Annotated in this window: 16 protein-coding genes; 12 read left to right on the top strand and 4 right to left on the bottom strand. The window is 30.1% G+C overall.

Annotation, left to right across the window (positions count from 1 at the left end; genetic code table 11):
- Positions 1-95, bottom strand: a 95-nt coding sequence (locus ACTG3S_RS00005; RefSeq protein ID WP_439127410.1) for a VF530 family DNA-binding protein, incomplete at its 3' end; no start/stop codon positions are given.
- On the bottom strand, positions 95-1723 hold the full coding sequence (locus tag ACTG3S_RS00010) for an aminopeptidase P N-terminal domain-containing protein (protein WP_439127321.1): 1629 nt from the start codon (positions 1721-1723) through the stop codon (positions 95-97). The genes ACTG3S_RS00010 and ACTG3S_RS00005, both read right to left, overlap by 1 nt.
- A 130-nt stretch (positions 1724-1853) precedes the next feature.
- Between ACTG3S_RS00010 and gcvT the strand changes: the two genes are divergently transcribed.
- The 6 genes from gcvT (at position 1854) to ACTG3S_RS00040 (ending at position 7427) form a co-directional block, all read left to right on the top strand.
- Complete coding sequence (gene gcvT, locus ACTG3S_RS00015) at positions 1854-2939, top strand: glycine cleavage system aminomethyltransferase GcvT (RefSeq protein ID WP_439127322.1); 1086 nt, start codon at positions 1854-1856, stop codon at positions 2937-2939.
- Between the two features lie 110 nt (positions 2940-3049).
- On the top strand, positions 3050-4165 hold the full coding sequence (locus tag ACTG3S_RS00020; RefSeq protein ID WP_439127323.1) for an SDR family oxidoreductase: 1116 nt from the start codon (positions 3050-3052) through the stop codon (positions 4163-4165).
- A gap of 15 nt (positions 4166-4180) precedes the next feature.
- Positions 4181-5179, top strand: a complete 999-nt coding sequence (locus ACTG3S_RS00025; protein WP_439127324.1) for a metal-dependent hydrolase — start codon at positions 4181-4183, stop codon at positions 5177-5179.
- Between the two features lie 181 nt (positions 5180-5360).
- On the top strand, positions 5361-6140 hold the full coding sequence (locus ACTG3S_RS00030; protein WP_439127325.1) for a hypothetical protein: 780 nt from the start codon (positions 5361-5363) through the stop codon (positions 6138-6140).
- Positions 6130-6612 carry a type II toxin-antitoxin system VapC family toxin gene (locus ACTG3S_RS00035; protein ID WP_439127326.1) on the top strand — a complete coding sequence of 161 codons (483 nt, stop codon included), beginning with the start codon at positions 6130-6132 and terminating at the stop codon, positions 6610-6612. The genes ACTG3S_RS00030 and ACTG3S_RS00035 overlap by 11 nt, the downstream gene beginning before the upstream one ends.
- 248 nt (positions 6613-6860) lie before the next feature.
- Entirely contained in the window at positions 6861-7427 is a 567-nt protein-coding gene (locus tag ACTG3S_RS00040; RefSeq protein WP_439127327.1) for an aspartyl/asparaginyl beta-hydroxylase domain-containing protein, read from the top strand.
- A gap of 42 nt (positions 7428-7469) precedes the next feature.
- On the opposite strand, the gene ychF is transcribed toward ACTG3S_RS00040, so the two are convergent.
- Positions 7470-8561 carry a redox-regulated ATPase YchF gene (ychF, locus tag ACTG3S_RS00045; RefSeq protein WP_439127328.1) on the bottom strand — a complete coding sequence of 364 codons (1092 nt, stop codon included), beginning with the start codon at positions 8559-8561 and terminating at the stop codon, positions 7470-7472.
- A gap of 121 nt (positions 8562-8682) precedes the next feature.
- Between ychF and ACTG3S_RS00050 the strand changes: the two genes are divergently transcribed.
- Positions 8683-10221 carry a carboxypeptidase-like regulatory domain-containing protein gene (locus ACTG3S_RS00050; protein WP_439127329.1) on the top strand — a complete coding sequence of 513 codons (1539 nt, stop codon included), beginning with the start codon at positions 8683-8685 and terminating at the stop codon, positions 10219-10221.
- A 61-nt stretch (positions 10222-10282) separates the two neighbouring features.
- On the opposite strand, the gene ACTG3S_RS00055 is transcribed toward ACTG3S_RS00050, so the two are convergent.
- Positions 10283-10633 (bottom strand): 4Fe-4S dicluster domain-containing protein, encoded by a 351-nt coding sequence (locus ACTG3S_RS00055; protein WP_439127330.1) that lies wholly within the window; start codon positions 10631-10633, stop codon positions 10283-10285.
- A 69-nt stretch (positions 10634-10702) separates the two neighbouring features.
- On the opposite strand from ACTG3S_RS00055, the gene ACTG3S_RS00060 reads away from it, so the two are divergent.
- The 5 genes from ACTG3S_RS00060 to ACTG3S_RS00080 all read left to right on the top strand — a co-directional run bounded on the left by ACTG3S_RS00060 (position 10703) and on the right by ACTG3S_RS00080 (position 15797).
- The gene (locus ACTG3S_RS00060) at positions 10703-11764 is read left to right on the top strand and encodes an acyl-CoA reductase (RefSeq protein ID WP_439127331.1); all 1062 of its coding nucleotides are present in this window, start codon (positions 10703-10705) and stop codon (positions 11762-11764) included.
- An 89-nt stretch (positions 11765-11853) separates the two neighbouring features.
- Positions 11854-12918: a 3-phosphoserine/phosphohydroxythreonine transaminase gene (gene serC, locus ACTG3S_RS00065; protein WP_439127332.1), complete on the top strand. Its 1065-nt coding sequence runs from the start codon at positions 11854-11856 to the stop codon at positions 12916-12918.
- Positions 12919-13000: 82 nt separating this feature from the next.
- On the top strand, positions 13001-13954 hold the full coding sequence (locus ACTG3S_RS00070) for a D-2-hydroxyacid dehydrogenase (protein WP_439127333.1): 954 nt from the start codon (positions 13001-13003) through the stop codon (positions 13952-13954).
- Positions 13955-14025: 71 nt separating this feature from the next.
- Positions 14026-14688 carry a YggS family pyridoxal phosphate-dependent enzyme gene (locus tag ACTG3S_RS00075; protein WP_439127411.1) on the top strand — a complete coding sequence of 221 codons (663 nt, stop codon included), beginning with the start codon at positions 14026-14028 and terminating at the stop codon, positions 14686-14688.
- 29 nt (positions 14689-14717) lie between these two features.
- Entirely contained in the window at positions 14718-15797 is a 1080-nt protein-coding gene (locus tag ACTG3S_RS00080) for an exonuclease domain-containing protein (protein ID WP_439127334.1), read from the top strand.
- Positions 15798-15920 lie beyond the last annotated feature (123 nt).

The raw sequence follows: 15920 nt of genomic DNA on the forward strand, positions 1-15920 counted from the left end.
CCTAGTTCTTCCCAACCATATTCTAAATACAATTGTTCTAACATGGTGGCTAATTTAATGCCATGTAAAGGGTTATTGGGTTGTTCTTTGCTCATTAATTATCTAAATTAGGTAATACAAAATCGTTTAAAACCGATTTTTTTGCCATCATTTTCTCGATTTCTTTTACAGTTCTTGGGGCTTCTGCAGATAGGTTTACTGGCCCGTTTTTGGTTACCAAAATATCATCTTCTATTCTAATTCCAATTCCCCACCATTTTTTATCGCAATTGCTACCTTCTGGAATGTAAATTCCTGGTTCCATAGTTACTACCATATTTTCTTCGAAATTGCCATAATTACCAGGATCGTGTACGTCTAAACCTATATGATGCGAAGTTCCGTGAGGAAAATAAGGATGCCTTTCATCTACAGATTTTATAATACCTAATTTATACAAACCCTCATTGGCAATTTGCCTTGCAATCTGGTTGGGTTTTGCCATACTTTCTCCAATTTTATAGGCTGCAATACCTGCTTCTTGAGCTTCGAAAACAATTTTATAAATGGCTTTTTGTTCTTTGGTAAATTTACCATTTGCAGGTATGGTTCTAGTAACATCTGCTGTGTAGCCTCTATACTCTGCTCCTAAATCCATTAAAACCAAATCGTTACCAACTTTTGTTTTATTATTTTCTATATAATGTAAAATACAACCATTGTTACCAGCACCTACAATACTTGGGTAACCTTCGTATTCTGCTCCATATTTTTTGTAAACAAATTCGTGTATACCTTGTAATTCTGTTTCAGACATGTGTGGTTTCATCGCTTTCATTACTTCTACTTGACCAATGGCAGAAATACGCACAGCTTTGGTTAATAATTTTAGTTCTGCTGCTGTTTTTACTTCTCTTAACGTAGCTAGGTTTGATGATAAAAATGAAACATCAATATTTGTTTTGGCATCTAATTTTAAAGAAATTTTCTGTTGTAAGTCTTTTTTAACTTTATCAGAAGTTGCTTCTTTGTATTGAATTAAGTCAGTATCATTTTTTAAAGAAGGATCGTAAGCCACTGCTCTACCAATTATTTGCGCCACATTTGCACTGTTTTCTATGGGTGTCGCTTTTACCATCTCGTAAATTTGCTTTTTTAGAGGCGATAAAAAGTTTTTTGGATTGTAAGCCGCCTTTTCTTTGAAAGAAAGCACTAAGTCATAAATTTCTGCTCTTTCTCTGGTTGAATTTCTATAATCGTCGTTAAATTTTTCTATAAAAATTCTATCGAACTTTTTAAAATCGATATTGGTATTGATAAACTCTTCTGCATTCATTGCCACTTTAAAACCCAACTCATTTTTTGCACCTTCTACTCCCAAACGTTTGCCATTCCATTGTTCTGCTCTGGCATCTCTTTTTTGGACATATAAAATTTCGTTGTAGGTGGTTCCTTCTTCATTTGTTTGATTTTCTGAAAACAAGACCAACACTCCATTTGGCTCTCTATAACCTGTTAAATAGTAAAAATTTGGGTTTTGATGAAACACATAATCTACATCATTCGCTCTGTTTCTTAACGGATTTGCAAAAACAACTGCCACAGAATTGGCTGGCATTTTTGCTCTTAATGCTTCCCTTCTACTTTTATGAAACTCCTTATCTAAATAATCTGTAGGTGTTTGTGAAAAAGTATTAAAAGTGATGGCTAAAAAAAGTACGAATAGGAACTTGTAAATTTTCATTTTAATTTGTTTTTGGGTGATGACCAAATGTAAAATAAAAAATTTGGGAAAAGAAAAAATTAACAAAAAATTAGTTGTGGTTTATTGTATATTTTTCAATAATTTAGCTCAAATTTTAAGAAATCTACAAATGAAAAATATAGCTTTAAACGATGTACACGTTTCTTTGGGTGCTAAAATGGTGCCTTTTGCTGGTTATAATATGCCTGTACAATATGAAGGTGTAACTGCAGAACATTTAACAGTTAGAGAAGCTGTGGGTGTATTCGACGTAAGTCATATGGGAGAATTTTTGGTATCTGGTAAAAATGCTCTAGCACTATTACAAAAAGTAACTTCTAACGATGTTTCTAAACTAGCCATTGGAGATGCACAATACAGTTGTTTCCCAAACACAGAAAATGGAATTGTAGACGATTTAATTTGTTACAGAATTAAAGAAGAGCAATATTTATTGGTAGTAAATGCGTCTAACATAGAAAAAGATTGGAACTGGATTAACAAATACAATGAAGAATTTCATGCTGAATTAAAAGATTTGTCTGAAGATTACTCATTATTGGCAATTCAAGGTCCAAAAGCTGTGGAAGCTATGCAATCATTGTCTTCTTTAGATTTGGCAGACATTCCTTTTTACAAATTTAAAGTAGGAGATTTTGCTGGTATTGAAAACGTAATAATTTCTGCAACAGGTTACACGGGTTCTGGCGGTTTTGAAATCTACTGCAAAAACAGCGAAGTAGAACAAATTTGGAAACGCGTTTTTTTAGCAGGTGCAAAATATGGTATTAAACCCATTGGTTTGGCAGCAAGAGATACCTTGCGGTTAGAAATGGGTTATTGTTTGTATGGCAATGATATAGATGATACAACATCACCTATAGAAGCTGGATTGGGTTGGATCACAAAATTTACCAAAGATTTTATAAATCATGAAGCTTTGGCTAAACAAAAAGAACATAAACCAGAAAAACGTTTGGTTGCTTTTGAACTGAATGAAAGAGGAATACCAAGACAAGGCTATGATATTGTAGATAATAATGGAAATATAATTGGAAACGTAACCTCTGGAACCATGAGCCCTTGTTTACAAAAAGGAATTGGTTTGGGTTATGTACCTGCATTGTTTGCTAAATCTGGTACAAGAATACATATACAGGTTCGTAAAAAAGTGATTCCTGCAACTCTTGTAAAATTGCCTTTTTATAAAGGGTAAACCTCCAGAGATAAAAAATTAACAAAAACCTTACTTTTTGCATAAAAGAGGATAATTTTTTTATTAATAAAGAAGTATTTTTACGTTTTAAAGAACATAGAAAAATATTTATGAATTGTTTATTAACAGGTGGTGCAGGAATTGTTGGAAGCCATATTATTTTTGAGTGGATACAAAAAGCGCTTGTAGAAAAAACGGTAAACCATTTATACGTAGTAATTAGAAATGGAGAAAAATCTGCAAAAGAACGGTTATTGGCTATCTTACAAGATAATTCTAGGCCTAAATTTTTAAATAAATTTAGTTTAGAAAATTGTTTAAATAAAATTACAACCATTGAAACAGATTTAACAACCATTCAAAAAAACACTTTAGAAAAGTATAATTTTGATACCGTAATACATTGTGCTGGTTCTACAAATTTGGCAAGTACAGCAGACTCTAAAAACATTGTGCATTCACAGAATTTTTTAGTTACCAAACAACTTTTAGAACAATTACCAACAAGCGTTAATAGATTTATTTATATAAGTACTGCGTTTTCTTTTGGGATACAAAACACCAAAGTAAACGATACCATTGCCAATTATACCACAAAAAATTTTAGAAATCCGTATGAGAAATCTAAATATGAAAGTGAGCGTTTTGTAAAAGAAATCTGCGAACAAAAAAAGATACAATCTCAAATTTTAAGACCAAGTATAATTTGTGGTAGATTAATACATGCTCCTTTTTTTGAAACACCTAAATTTGATGTTTTTTATGCTTGGGCAATCTTTTTAGACAAATATGCAAATAAATCTATAGAAAATTTTAGAATTTGGATTGATAAAAAAAGCGGCTTAAATATTGTTCCTGTAGATTTTGTTGCAAAAGCAATTCTGCACGCTTTTTTAAATCCGTCTATTAAAGAATTAAACATTGTAAACCCTAAACAAATATTACACAAAAATTATATTGGCAAGGTTTTAGAGTATTTTAATATGAATTCTTACGAATACGTTAATGAGAAACCTGAAAACTTAAATTCTTTTGAGCAGTTATATTATAAAACGATTGGTAGCATTTTCGAAAATTATATTTCTATACCAGATTTACAGTTTAAATCAGATCAAATTTTAAATCTGATACAACAATTAAAATTAGATGTTACTTTGGGCGTACACGATAATTTTATGAACCTGATTAACTTTTCAGTAGAAAAAAAATTTAGCAAGAGTTATTAAACAAAATATACAAAGTTGGACTCTTTAACACAAATAGTTTTAGGTGCTGCAGTTGGAGAAGCTGTTTTAGGAAGAAAAATTGGCAATAAAGCCATTTTGTATGGTGCAATTGCAGGTACCATACCAGATTTAGATGTTTTAGCATCGTATTTTACAGATACAGTAACTGCCTTAGAAATTCATAGAGGATTTACACATTCTATTTTATTTTCTGTGCTTTTTGCTCCTTTTTTGGGATTTATAGTTTCTAAATATGAAAATTATAAAAGTTTTAAAAACTGGACCTTACTTTTCTTTTTAGCGCTCATAACACACCCTATTTTAGATGCGCAAACTACTTGGGGAACACAATTATTTTGGCCTTTAAATATACGATTAGCTTTTAAAAATGTATTTGTCATAGATCCTTTTTATACACTTCCTTTTTTGGTGTTTCTAGTTTTAGTGATGTTTCAAAAACGAACTTCTAAAAAAAGACGTTTTTATAACCAGTGTGGCTTAATTATTAGTAGTTCTTATTTAGCTCTAACATTAATTTTAAAAGGAATTTCCTACCAAAAATTTACCAAAGAATTGGCTGCGCAAAAAATTGTGTATTCAGAAATTGAGACCAAACCAAGTCCATTAAATACTATTTTATGGACAGCAAACGTAGAAACTGAAAATGCTTTTTTAATTGGGAATTCCTCTTTTTTTGATAAAAATCCGATCATTTTTTCATCTTATCCTAAAAATCATTATTTGTTAGGAGATTTAGCAAATCACCCAAAAACAAAAAGAATGATTGCTATTACCAAAGGTTGGTACACCATCAATAAAAAAGATAATTCACTATATTTTAATGATTTACGATTTGGTACTTTAAGCATACAACCCAACGCTAAAAACTTTGTATTCAAATATAAAATTGAAGTTGATGCAAAAGGAACTCCTTTTTTTATTGAAGAGCCGAAAGAAAAAAGAGATGCTAAAAAATTAATGAAAGACTTGTGGCAAAGAATAAAAGGGAACTAAACAAGTGTTTTTACTGTTGATTATTTAGCTCAAAAAAACTAACTTCGCTACGTGCGCTTAACTTGTTTCAGCAAAACGGATATAAGTCATTAAAAACGACATCATATTGGTGTAAATTTAAAAAAAAAGCGCAAGTTTAATAATTTTATAAAGCATATTAAAATAATTGTATCTTTGGATTGTGGAAAAAATTGGAGACATAGAAATCCGAGTTGTAGGAAAATCAGGCAATCAAAGTTTAAGTCCTGACAACTATGATATTAAACATATTGCAACTATTTTGCAGAATGTTGAAGACTTGTTGTACCCAAACAATAAAAAAGATAGACCAATTATTGCTTATGATATTCAAGAAGGTTCTGTCAGACATTTATTTAAAACAACCATTCAAACAGTAATTGGATTTAGTGCTGTGTTAGGACAAGTCCAAGCTAATGAATCAATAGACTTTCTGGAATTAAAAACTGCTAGAGCAATTGAAAATATTCAAAATTTATCACGTCAAAAAAATTATGAATTTCAAATTAAAACTTCTCTCAAAGAAGACTATGAATTAACGATTAACCCTTCTACAAAATATTTTAGAGCAGAAAATATTTGGGTTGAAGCGGAGTTCTATTTTTATGGTATTCTGAAAGATGCTGGCGGAAAAAGTAAAGCAAACATCCATTTAGACACGAAAGATTATGGATATTTATCGATTGAAACTGGAGAAGAATTTTTAAAGGAAAGAGAAGAAAATTTACTTTATAAAAAATTTGGTGTTAGAGCGAGTGGAAAACAGAATATTGAAACTGGCGAAATTGACACGAAATCACTTTCTTTATTAGAACTAATTGATTATCACCCAAAATTTGACAACGACTACCTTAATTCACTAATTAAAAAAGCCAAAAAAAGCTGGAATAGTATTAATCCTGATGAATGGCTGTTAAATTTAAGAGGTGGATATGAAGCATAGTGTTTTATTAGATACAAGTTTTTTTATTAGACTTCTTAATGATGAAGATCCACTTCATTCAAACGCTGTAGGTTATTTTAAATATTTCTTGGAAAACGAAATAGCTTTAAAAATTTCTACTATTAGTATTGCAGAATATTGTGTTCTTGGAAAACTTCAAGATTTACCACTAAAAAATGTCCAAATTGTTCCGTTCAATTTAAAAGATGCAGAAAAGACAGGAAAATTTGCAGAAATTATTTTTACCCAGAATAAAATCAATGTTGAGAAACTATCACCTCGAGCAATAATACCAAACGATTCAAAGCTTTTTGCTCAATCGGATTTAGATAAAACTATTAGTCATTTTGTAACTTCCGATGTTCGTTCAAAAAACACTTTAGCTTTATTGAAAAAAGGAACAAATCCAAAGTTCGATATAATTAGTATTGATGTTCCATTCTCAGAAACTTTTGGGATTTTAGATTTATAAAAATACGTTTTACAACAGTATCTATAATTCATTGCTAGTATTTGATTAATTATGAAAGTACTGGCGAATTTTTGATAAATTTAACCAATAAAAAATCATAAACAAAACCGTTAGCAAATCCTAGGTAATTGCATTTTTTTTATTATAAAAACAAGTATTTTCACGCTATTATTCTGAAATAAAATATCCTATTTTTGGACATCATTTAATTCTTAAAATCATACTTAAAAAAACAAGACACTAAAAAAGTGAACAATAGAATTCAATTACCCTTAAATTTTGATGTACAAAAACTTCAAGAAGAAACTAAAGTATTGGCTTTAGAACAATTTGAATATTATAAAGTAATTCAGTTAAGAGCTCCTGCACATTTGGTAGACAGTTCTTTACCTTTTCCACCACCAGCAACAGATTATGCAGATGGTTCTTGGACAGATTGGTTAAATACCCCTGATTTAGAAAAATCACCTTATTTAAAAAGTATAGTTACCTCTTTTCAAGAAAAAACCAAAGTAACTTTGGTTAGATTATTGCGTTTAGCACCAAATTCAATTGTACAAGAACATACTGACCCAACATTAGGCTTAGAAGTAGAAAAATCGGTAATTCGTTTAACAATCCCGATTTTAAATAATGATAAAATGGTGTTTAATCTAGATAAAAAGCCTGTAAATATGAAACCAGGAGAATGTTGGTATTTAGATTTAACAAAGCCACATGAAGTATTGAATAATTGCGGCGAAGAACGTATTAACTTAACTATTGATATGATTCCTAATAAATGGGTTAGAGATCTTATAGAAAAATCCCAATAATTACTTATTGGGATTTTTTATAATTTTATATAAAAAGTGGGTTTACACATTAAATCTAAAGTGCATCACATCTCCATCTTTTACAATATAATCCTTACCTTCTACTCTCATTTTACCAGCTTCTTTTACTTTCGTTTCAGAACCATAAGTAACATAATCGTCATAAGAAATAGTTTCTGCTCTAATAAATCCTTTTTCAAAATCGGTATGAATTACACCTGCAGCTTGTGGTGCAGTTGATCCAATAGGAATGGTCCAAGCTCTTACTTCTTTTACACCTGCTGTAAAGTAGGTTTGTAAGTTTAATAATTTGTATGCAGAACGTACCAATCTTGAAACTCCTGCTTCCTCTAAGCCTATATCTTCTAAAAACATTTGGCGTTCTTCATAATCTTCTAACTCAGTAATATCAGCTTCTGTACCTACTGCTAATACTATAACTTCTGCGTTTTCATGCGCTACAGCAGCTTTTACTTTCTCTACATAATCGTTACCAGAAACTGCAGAATTTTCATCTACATTACAAACGTATAACACCGGTTTTGCCGTGATGAATTGTAAAGGTTTTACAAATTCTTCTTCTTTTTCAGAAAATTCTAAAGCTCTAACAGATTTACCTTCTAATAAAGTAGCTTCTACTTTTAATAAAACTTCTAATTCTACTTGCGCTTCTTTATTACCTGTTTTTGCAGTTCTTTTGACACGTTCTAAACGTTTTTGTACAGTTTCTAGGTCTTTTAATTGTAACTCAATATCAATCGTTTCTTTATCTCTAACAGGATCAATAGAATTGTCTACATGAATAATGTTGTCGTTATCAAAACAACGCAGTACGTGCAAAATAGCGTCTGTTTCTCTAATGTTTGCTAAAAATTGATTTCCTAAACCTTCGCCTTTGCTTGCGCCTTTCACCAAACCAGCAATGTCTACAATTTCTACAGTAGCAGGTAAAACACGTTCTGGGTTTACCAATTCTTCTAGTTTTTCTAAACGTGAATCTGGCACATTTACAACCCCTAAATTAGGTTCTATTGTACAAAAAGGAAAGTTTGCACTTTGCGCTTTTGCATTTGATAAACAATTAAATAAGGTTGATTTTCCTACGTTTGGTAATCCTACAATTCCAGCTTTCATTTCTATTAGTTTATTTTAAAAAGTATAATTAACCTAAATTTGGTTAAAATTCTTAAAATTTTGAGAATGCAAAGATAATACTTTGTTAAATTTATTGGACTATTAATTTAGGAATTTAAAAATGCGCTATTTTTCTGGAACAAATCAACCAAACATGCTTAAAAAATTACTTTTTGTTGGATTATTTATAACATCCTCTTTTACAGTTTCAGCACAAGAAATTATTGGAAAAATAATAAACTTAAATTCACAAGAAGCTTTAGAAAATGTAGCGATACAAACCAGCAAAGACCAAGGTACTGTATCTGACAAAAATGGAAAATTCACAATTTCTATTAAAAACGTGAGTTACATTACTTTTTCTAAATTAGGTTTTGAAACCAAAACAATTGCTTTAAACGAACTTAAAAAATTATACTTTACGATTGCTTTAAAAGAAAAAAGCACACAATTAAAGGGGTTTCAGCTAACGATTGCCAAAGTTACTTTAGATTCTTTACTGGTTAAAACAGCCAAAAGTATGCAGAAAAAATTTGTGTTATATCCTACGAAATCAAATTTTTACATCAGCGAAAATCAGCTTTTTGATTTTAAAAAAATAGATTTAAAATTCAAATCGAGTACCTTATTAAATCGTGAAAAAGAAAAACTAGCCAAAAAAGAACTGCAAAATTTTGCTGATAACATTAAAAAAAGTAACCCAGATATACCAAAGATTTTTTTAGGAACTTTAGAAACTAAAAACTATTACTCAGAAAAAGCAAAAAAGCATTTTTTACAGAAAAAAACAGATAGCGTATTAGGTTTTAAAGTTTTAGAAACTCGTAAAAATTTTTCTATAGACAAATTGCAGAAACAAACCAAACAACTAATTTTAAAATATTTAGATAAAAACAAAACCTATAAAGTAAAAACAGGTATTTTTAAAGTTGAAGATTCTGTTGCTTTTGGGAAATCAGAAGTTTTAAAAGATTCGTCTGATTTAAAAAACAGTTTTACAGCTTATAAAACCATGAATTATGTAGATGATGTTTACAAAAAAGCTGCATTTTTTAAAGATAAAGACCAAGCTAATTTTTTAAACACAAAATATTATAAACATCAATTACTTGCTAACGAATTTCTGAAAGATAGCAACCACTATGTTATTTATTTTAAACCCAGAAAATCGAAGGCAAAATATGAAGGTAAAATTTATGTCAACCCAGAAGATTTTACCATCTCTAAAGTAAATTATCAATTTGCAGAAGGAAAAAAAGGAGAGTCTTTAAACCTAAAGTTATTGTTAGGTTTTAAGTATTCAGAAAATAAACAAACAGGAACTTTAATATATCAAAAAAACAAAAACAATGAGTATTATTTAGCCTATAGTAAAGAAACTGTTGGTAGATATACCTATACAAATAGACCTTTTAAATTTATAGAAAACTCAGCAGAAAGGCATAAAATAAAGTTTTCTGTAAAGTTAGAATTTAACATGAATGAAATTACTGAAGTATTTTTTTCTAACTATCAAATAAAAAAAGAAAACACATTCTCTATACCAATAACAAAAGGTTATTACATGAAAAAAACAGATTACAAAGATGATTTAAAATCCTCTAAAAAATTACAACAAAGGCAACAAGAGTTGGCGAGTTTCTTAAATGGGTTTCAATAAAAAAATCCTGAGTCTAAAACTCAGGATTTTTCTTTATTTTCTTGTTTCTAAAAAACAGCCACTAATCGTTATGCATAAACTTTTGTTTTGCTAATAATTCTTCTTCTGTTTCTACAATATCTTCATCTGGCACGCAACAATCAACAGGACAAACTGCTGCACATTGTGGCTCTTCATGAAAGCCCATACATTCTGTACATTTGTCTGGAGCTATGTAATACACTTCATCAGAAATCGGTTCTTGTTCTTCATCGGCATTTACAGATTTACCACTTGGTAAAACCACATTTCCGCTTAAATCTGTACCATCTGCATATTTCCAATCGTCTGCCCCTTCGTAAATTGCGGTGTTTGGACATTCAGGTTCACAAGCCCCACAATTTATACATTCATCTGTTATTATAATTGCCATAATTTTCTTTTCTAATTTGTACCTTTGTGATTGCAAAAATAACGCCAAAAAAAGTTACATCCAAAATAAATGACTCCTATTCAAGATAGAATTGCTGCTTTTAACAAATTAGGCACCTTTTTAAGTCAATTTTCTAGAGAAAAAATTGATAAAAAAGACCATGTAGTACATAATGATTTGTTTTTTGATGGTTTTAAACATCAACTAAAACTAGCACAAGAAAATAACTCTTGGTTTACCAAAGAAAATATTTTATTTGCCTTAGAAAATTGGTCTAAAGCCTTAACAAATAGTAATTTAGAGAAATGGATTTCTAAGAATGATGTTCAGACAGCAACATCAAAAACGGTAGCTATTGTTATGGCTGGTAACATTCCTTTAGTGGGTTTTCACGACTTTTTATCGGTTTTAATTGCTGGACATGCTGTATTGGTAAAGCAATCTTCTAATGACAAACACCTTTTACCTTTTTTAGCCAAGTATTTAGAGTATGTAGAAGAAGGTTTTAAAGGAAAAATCACCTTTACTGAACAAAAATTAGAAAATTTTGATGCAGTAATTGCTACTGGAAGTGATAATACTGCTCGTTATTTTGAATATTATTTTAAAAACAAGCCGAATATTATTCGAAAAAGTAGAAACTCTGTAGCAGTTTTAAGAGGCAATGAATCTGAAGAAGAATTGCAAAAATTATCTGACGATGTTTTTACCTATTTTGGATTAGGTTGCAGGTCTGTATCTAAGTTGTATGTTCCTAAAGATTATGATTTCAATCACTTTTTTAATGGAATGTATGTAAAAAAAGACTTAATTAACAACGCCAAATACGCCAATAATTACGATTACAATAAGGCTGTATATTTAATGAGCGAGTTTGATTTGCTAGAAAATGGTTTTTTAATGATTAAGGAAGATGAAAGTTACTCCTCTCCTATTGCAACCATTTTTTACGAATATTATGATAATGAAATTGATTTAAAAATAAAATTACACGAAGATAGAGAGAAAATTCAGTGTATTGTTGCCAAAGACTTTCTAGAAAACGAAGTTGCTTTTGGGGAAACTCAAAATCCACAATTGTGGGATTATGCAGATGGCGTAAATACGTTGGAGTTTTTATCAACTATATAACAAACGATTTTGTCATTCCCTTGAAAAAGGGAATCCATAAAAATAGATTCCCAATCAAGTTGGGAATGACATGATTAAATATAAAAAAAATGAAAAAACATAATTTTAGTGCAGGTCCTTGTATTCTGCCTGAAGAAGTACTAAAAAAAGCATCAGAGGCTATCATCAACTTTAATAATGATGATTTATCATTGATAGAAATATCTCACAGAAGTAAACCTTTTGTTGCTGTGATGGAAAAAGCCCGTTGTTTAGCTTTAGAATTATTAGGTTTAGAAAACAAGGGATACAAAGCATTGTTTTTACAAGGTGGTGCTAGTTTAGAATTCCTGATGGTAGCTTATAATTTATTAAATAAAAAAGCAGCTTATTTAAACACAGGTACTTGGTCTGACAAAGCCATAAAAGAAGCCAAAGCTTTTGGCGAGTTGGTAGAAGTTGCCTCATCAAAAGACAAAGGTTTTTCTTACATTCCAAAAGATTTTACAATTCCTGAAAACGCAGATTATTTTCATTGTACAAGTAACAATACGGTTGCAGGAACTCAAATTAAAAACTTTCCAGAAACCAATGTTTCTTTGGTTTGTGATATGAGTTCAGATATTTTTTCGCGTCAGTTAGATTTTGAAAAATTCGACTTAATTTATGCTGGAGCACAAAAAAATATGGGACCTGCAGGAACCACTTTAGTCATAATTAAAGAAGATATTTTAGGCAAAGTAGAAAGGCATATTCCTTCTATGTTGAACTATCAAGTTCATATAGACAAAGATAGCATGTTTAATACGCCATCCGTTTTTGCGGTATATGTTTCTATGTTAACTCTAGAATGGTTAAAAGATTTAGGTGGTATTCTATTTATTGAAAAAGTAAACAATAAAAAAGCGGCACTTTTATATGCAGAAATCGATAGAAATCCACTTTTTAAAGGAATTGTAGCCAAGGAAGATAGAAGTATTATGAATGCCACTTTTAATTTGGTTGATGAGTCTCATAAAGAAACTTTCGATAAAATGTGGCAAGAAGCAGGTATTAATGGGTTAAATGGGCATAGAAGTGTTGGTGGTTACAGAGCAAGTATGTACAATGCCTTACCTTTATATAGTGTTCAGGTTTTGGTAGATGTAATGCAAGCCCTAGAAAAAAAGGTTTAAAGTTTTGAATTTAATATTCAAAAATGTTGGGTATTAAATAAACTTTGAACTTTAAATATTAAATTTTGAACATATTTTAAGAATGAAAATATTAGCTAACGATGGAATTTCTAAAAGTGGATTTGACGCTTTAGAAAAAGGAGGATTTGAAGTAATTACTACAAAAGTTGCACAAAATCAACTAGAAAATTATATAAACGAACACAATATAGATGCAATTGTAGTTAGAAGTGCTACACAAGTTCGACAAGAATTAATAGATGCTTGCCCAAGTTTAAAACTTATTGGACGTGGTGGAGTTGGTATGGATAATATTGATGTAGATTATGCAATCGATCAAGGTTTACACGTCATAAATACACCAGAAGCTTCCTCTAGTTCTGTTGCAGAATTGGTTTTTGCACATTTATTTGGGATGGCAAGATTTTTACATTCCTCTAACAGAGAAATGCCTTTAGAAGGTGATACTCGTTTTAAGGAATTAAAAAAAGCATACTCACAGGGTATAGAATTAAGAGGCAAAACTATTGGAATTATTGGTTTTGGAAGAATAGGACAAGAAGTTGCAAAAATTGCTTTAGGTTTAGGAATGCAAGTAATAGCTGCTGATGATGAAGTATTAAGTGCACCGATTACTTTAGAGTTTTTCAACGGGCAAAAATTAACTTTTACAATAGGTACTATAGAAAAAGATGAAGTTTTAAAAGAAGCTGATTTTATTTCTTTACACGTGCCTGCACAAGACAATTACATTATTACCAAAGAAGAATTTGCAAAAATGAAAGATGGCGTTGGTATTGTAAATACTGCAAGAGGTGGTATTTTAAATGAAGTAGATTTGGTAAAAGCAATAGAAGAAGGCAAAGTTCAATTTGCAGGTTTAGATGTTTTTGAAACTGAACCAACACCTGCTGTTCAATTGTTAATGAATCCAGAAATGTCTTTAACGCCACATATTGGCGCAGCAACTATAGAAGCACAAGATAGAATTGGTTTAGAATTAGCAAATCAAATTATAGCATTGTTGAAAAATTAGTATTGATTAATGGTGAAAAGACTTAAATAACCTCAGTCTGACACTCGTTAATTTCTATAAACCCTGAAAATCTGAAACGTAAGATGATAAAAGAAAACTTACAAAAAATTAAAAACTCCATTCCAGAAAATGTAACTTTAGTTGCAGTTTCTAAAACCAAACCTGTGGCAGATCTGCAAGAAGCTTATGATGCTGGTCAGCGTATTTTTGGTGAGAATAGAATTCAGGAAATGGCAGAAAAATATGAGATTTTACCAAAAGACATTCAATGGCACATGATTGGGCACTTGCAAAGTAATAAGGTAAAATACATGGCTCATTTTGTCGATTTAATTCATGGTGTAGACAAGTTTAAAACACTAAAAGAAATTAACAAACAAGCCAAAAAACACAATAGGATCATCAATTGTTTGTTACAAGCTAAAATTGCAAAAGAAGAAAGTAAGTTTGGTTTGTCTTTTAATGATATTGAAGAAATTTTACAATCATCAAAATTAAAAGAATTAGAAAATATAAAAATTGTTGGATTGATGGGAATGGCTACATTTACAGATGACGAACAACAGTTAGAAGAAGAGTTTTCTTCTTTAAAAAATCTTTTTGACAAACTCAAAACTCAAAACTCATCACTAAGAACACTATCTATGGGCATGAGTGGCGATTATTTATTAGCAATTTCTAACGGAAGTACCATGATTCGCGTAGGAAGTTCTATATTTGGTAGCAGAAATTAAAATTAACAATTACCCCGATTAAAAATAATTTGTACGCAATATTAGACATTGAAACTACAGGAGGCAAATTTAATGAAGAAGGCATCACAGAAATTGCTATTTATAAATTTGACGGGCAATCTATTGTAGATCAATTTATTAGCCTAGTAAATCCTGAAAAAGAAATCCAGAAATTTGTAGTAAAACTCACAGGTATTAACAATGCCATGTTGCGCAATGCACCCAAGTTTTACGAAGTTGCTAAAAGAATCATAGAAATTACTACAGATTGCACTTTAGTTGCTCATAATACAGCCTTTGACTATAGAATTTTAAGTACCGAATTTGAGAGATTGGGTTATGACTTTAACAGAAATACACTTTGTACAGTAGAATTAAGTCAGAAACTAATTTTAGATCAACCTTCTTATAGTTTGGGTAAACTAACCAAAGCATTGGGTATACCAATGACAGATAGACATAGAGCTTCTGGTGATGCTTTGGCAACCGTACAATTATTTAAATTATTATTAGAAAAAGATATCCATAAATCTATTATACAACAATCTGTAAAATATTACGATAGACGAATTGAAAAACAAAGACTTCAAAAGCTAATAGACGCTGTACCCAAAGAGTTAGGTTTATTTTACATACATGATGATGATGGAAAAGTAATTTATGTTGGACGTGGTAAAAATGTAAAAGCAGAAGTAAATAGATTGTTTTTAAAACAAACAAAAAGGGCTGTAAAAATTCAAGATAGAGCTAATTCTATCACTTTTGAAAAAACAGGTAACGATTTATTTACCCGTTTAAAATATTATATAGAATTAGAAACTTTATCACCAAAATATAATTTTAGAAAGAAAAGAAAACCCAACTTACAACCCTTTAATAATGATGATTTTTTAATTATTGATAAAGGCAGAGAAATTGAAGAACATGCCATTATTTTAATAGAAAATAATGAAGTTTTTGGTTACGGATTTACAAATTTAGCATATCAAGAAAATAAGTTAGATATCTTAAAAAGAATGCTTACACCTATAGAAGACAAAGAATTGGCTAAAACCATTATAAAAAATTATTTAAACAAACATAATGTCAAAAAAATTGTTAGGCTTTAAGCTGTGCAAAGTATTCACGCTATTTTTATTATTAACAACAACATTTAATAGCAATGCCCAAAAAAAGAAATCTACAAAATTAGGGCAAACCAATTTATCAGAATTAAAAATGAAGGTTTACAG

The sequence above is a fragment of the Polaribacter sp. genome (assembly GCF_965656025.1).
GTDB lineage: Bacteria > Bacteroidota > Bacteroidia > Flavobacteriales > Flavobacteriaceae > Polaribacter.

Excerpts from the sequence above, each read along its gene's own strand:
- ACTG3S_RS00050 (WP_439127329.1), top strand. The coding sequence starts at position 8,683 with ATGCGCTATTTTTCTGGAACAAATCAACCAAACATGCTTAAAAAATTA.
- ychF (WP_439127328.1), bottom strand. The coding sequence starts at position 8,561 with ATGAAAGCTGGAATTGTAGGATTACCAAACGTAGGAAAATCAACCTTA.
- serC (WP_439127332.1), top strand. The coding sequence starts at position 11,854 with ATGAAAAAACATAATTTTAGTGCAGGTCCTTGTATTCTGCCTGAAGAA.
- ACTG3S_RS00035 (WP_439127326.1), top strand. The coding sequence starts at position 6,130 with ATGAAGCATAGTGTTTTATTAGATACAAGTTTTTTTATTAGACTTCTT.
- ACTG3S_RS00060 (WP_439127331.1), top strand. The coding sequence starts at position 10,703 with ATGACTCCTATTCAAGATAGAATTGCTGCTTTTAACAAATTAGGCACC.
- ACTG3S_RS00020 (WP_439127323.1), top strand. The coding sequence starts at position 3,050 with ATGAATTGTTTATTAACAGGTGGTGCAGGAATTGTTGGAAGCCATATT.
- gcvT (WP_439127322.1), top strand. The coding sequence starts at position 1,854 with ATGAAAAATATAGCTTTAAACGATGTACACGTTTCTTTGGGTGCTAAA.
- ACTG3S_RS00055 (WP_439127330.1), bottom strand. The coding sequence starts at position 10,633 with ATGGCAATTATAATAACAGATGAATGTATAAATTGTGGGGCTTGTGAA.
- ACTG3S_RS00070 (WP_439127333.1), top strand. The coding sequence starts at position 13,001 with ATGAAAATATTAGCTAACGATGGAATTTCTAAAAGTGGATTTGACGCT.
- ACTG3S_RS00010 (WP_439127321.1), bottom strand. The coding sequence starts at position 1,723 with ATGAAAATTTACAAGTTCCTATTCGTACTTTTTTTAGCCATCACTTTT.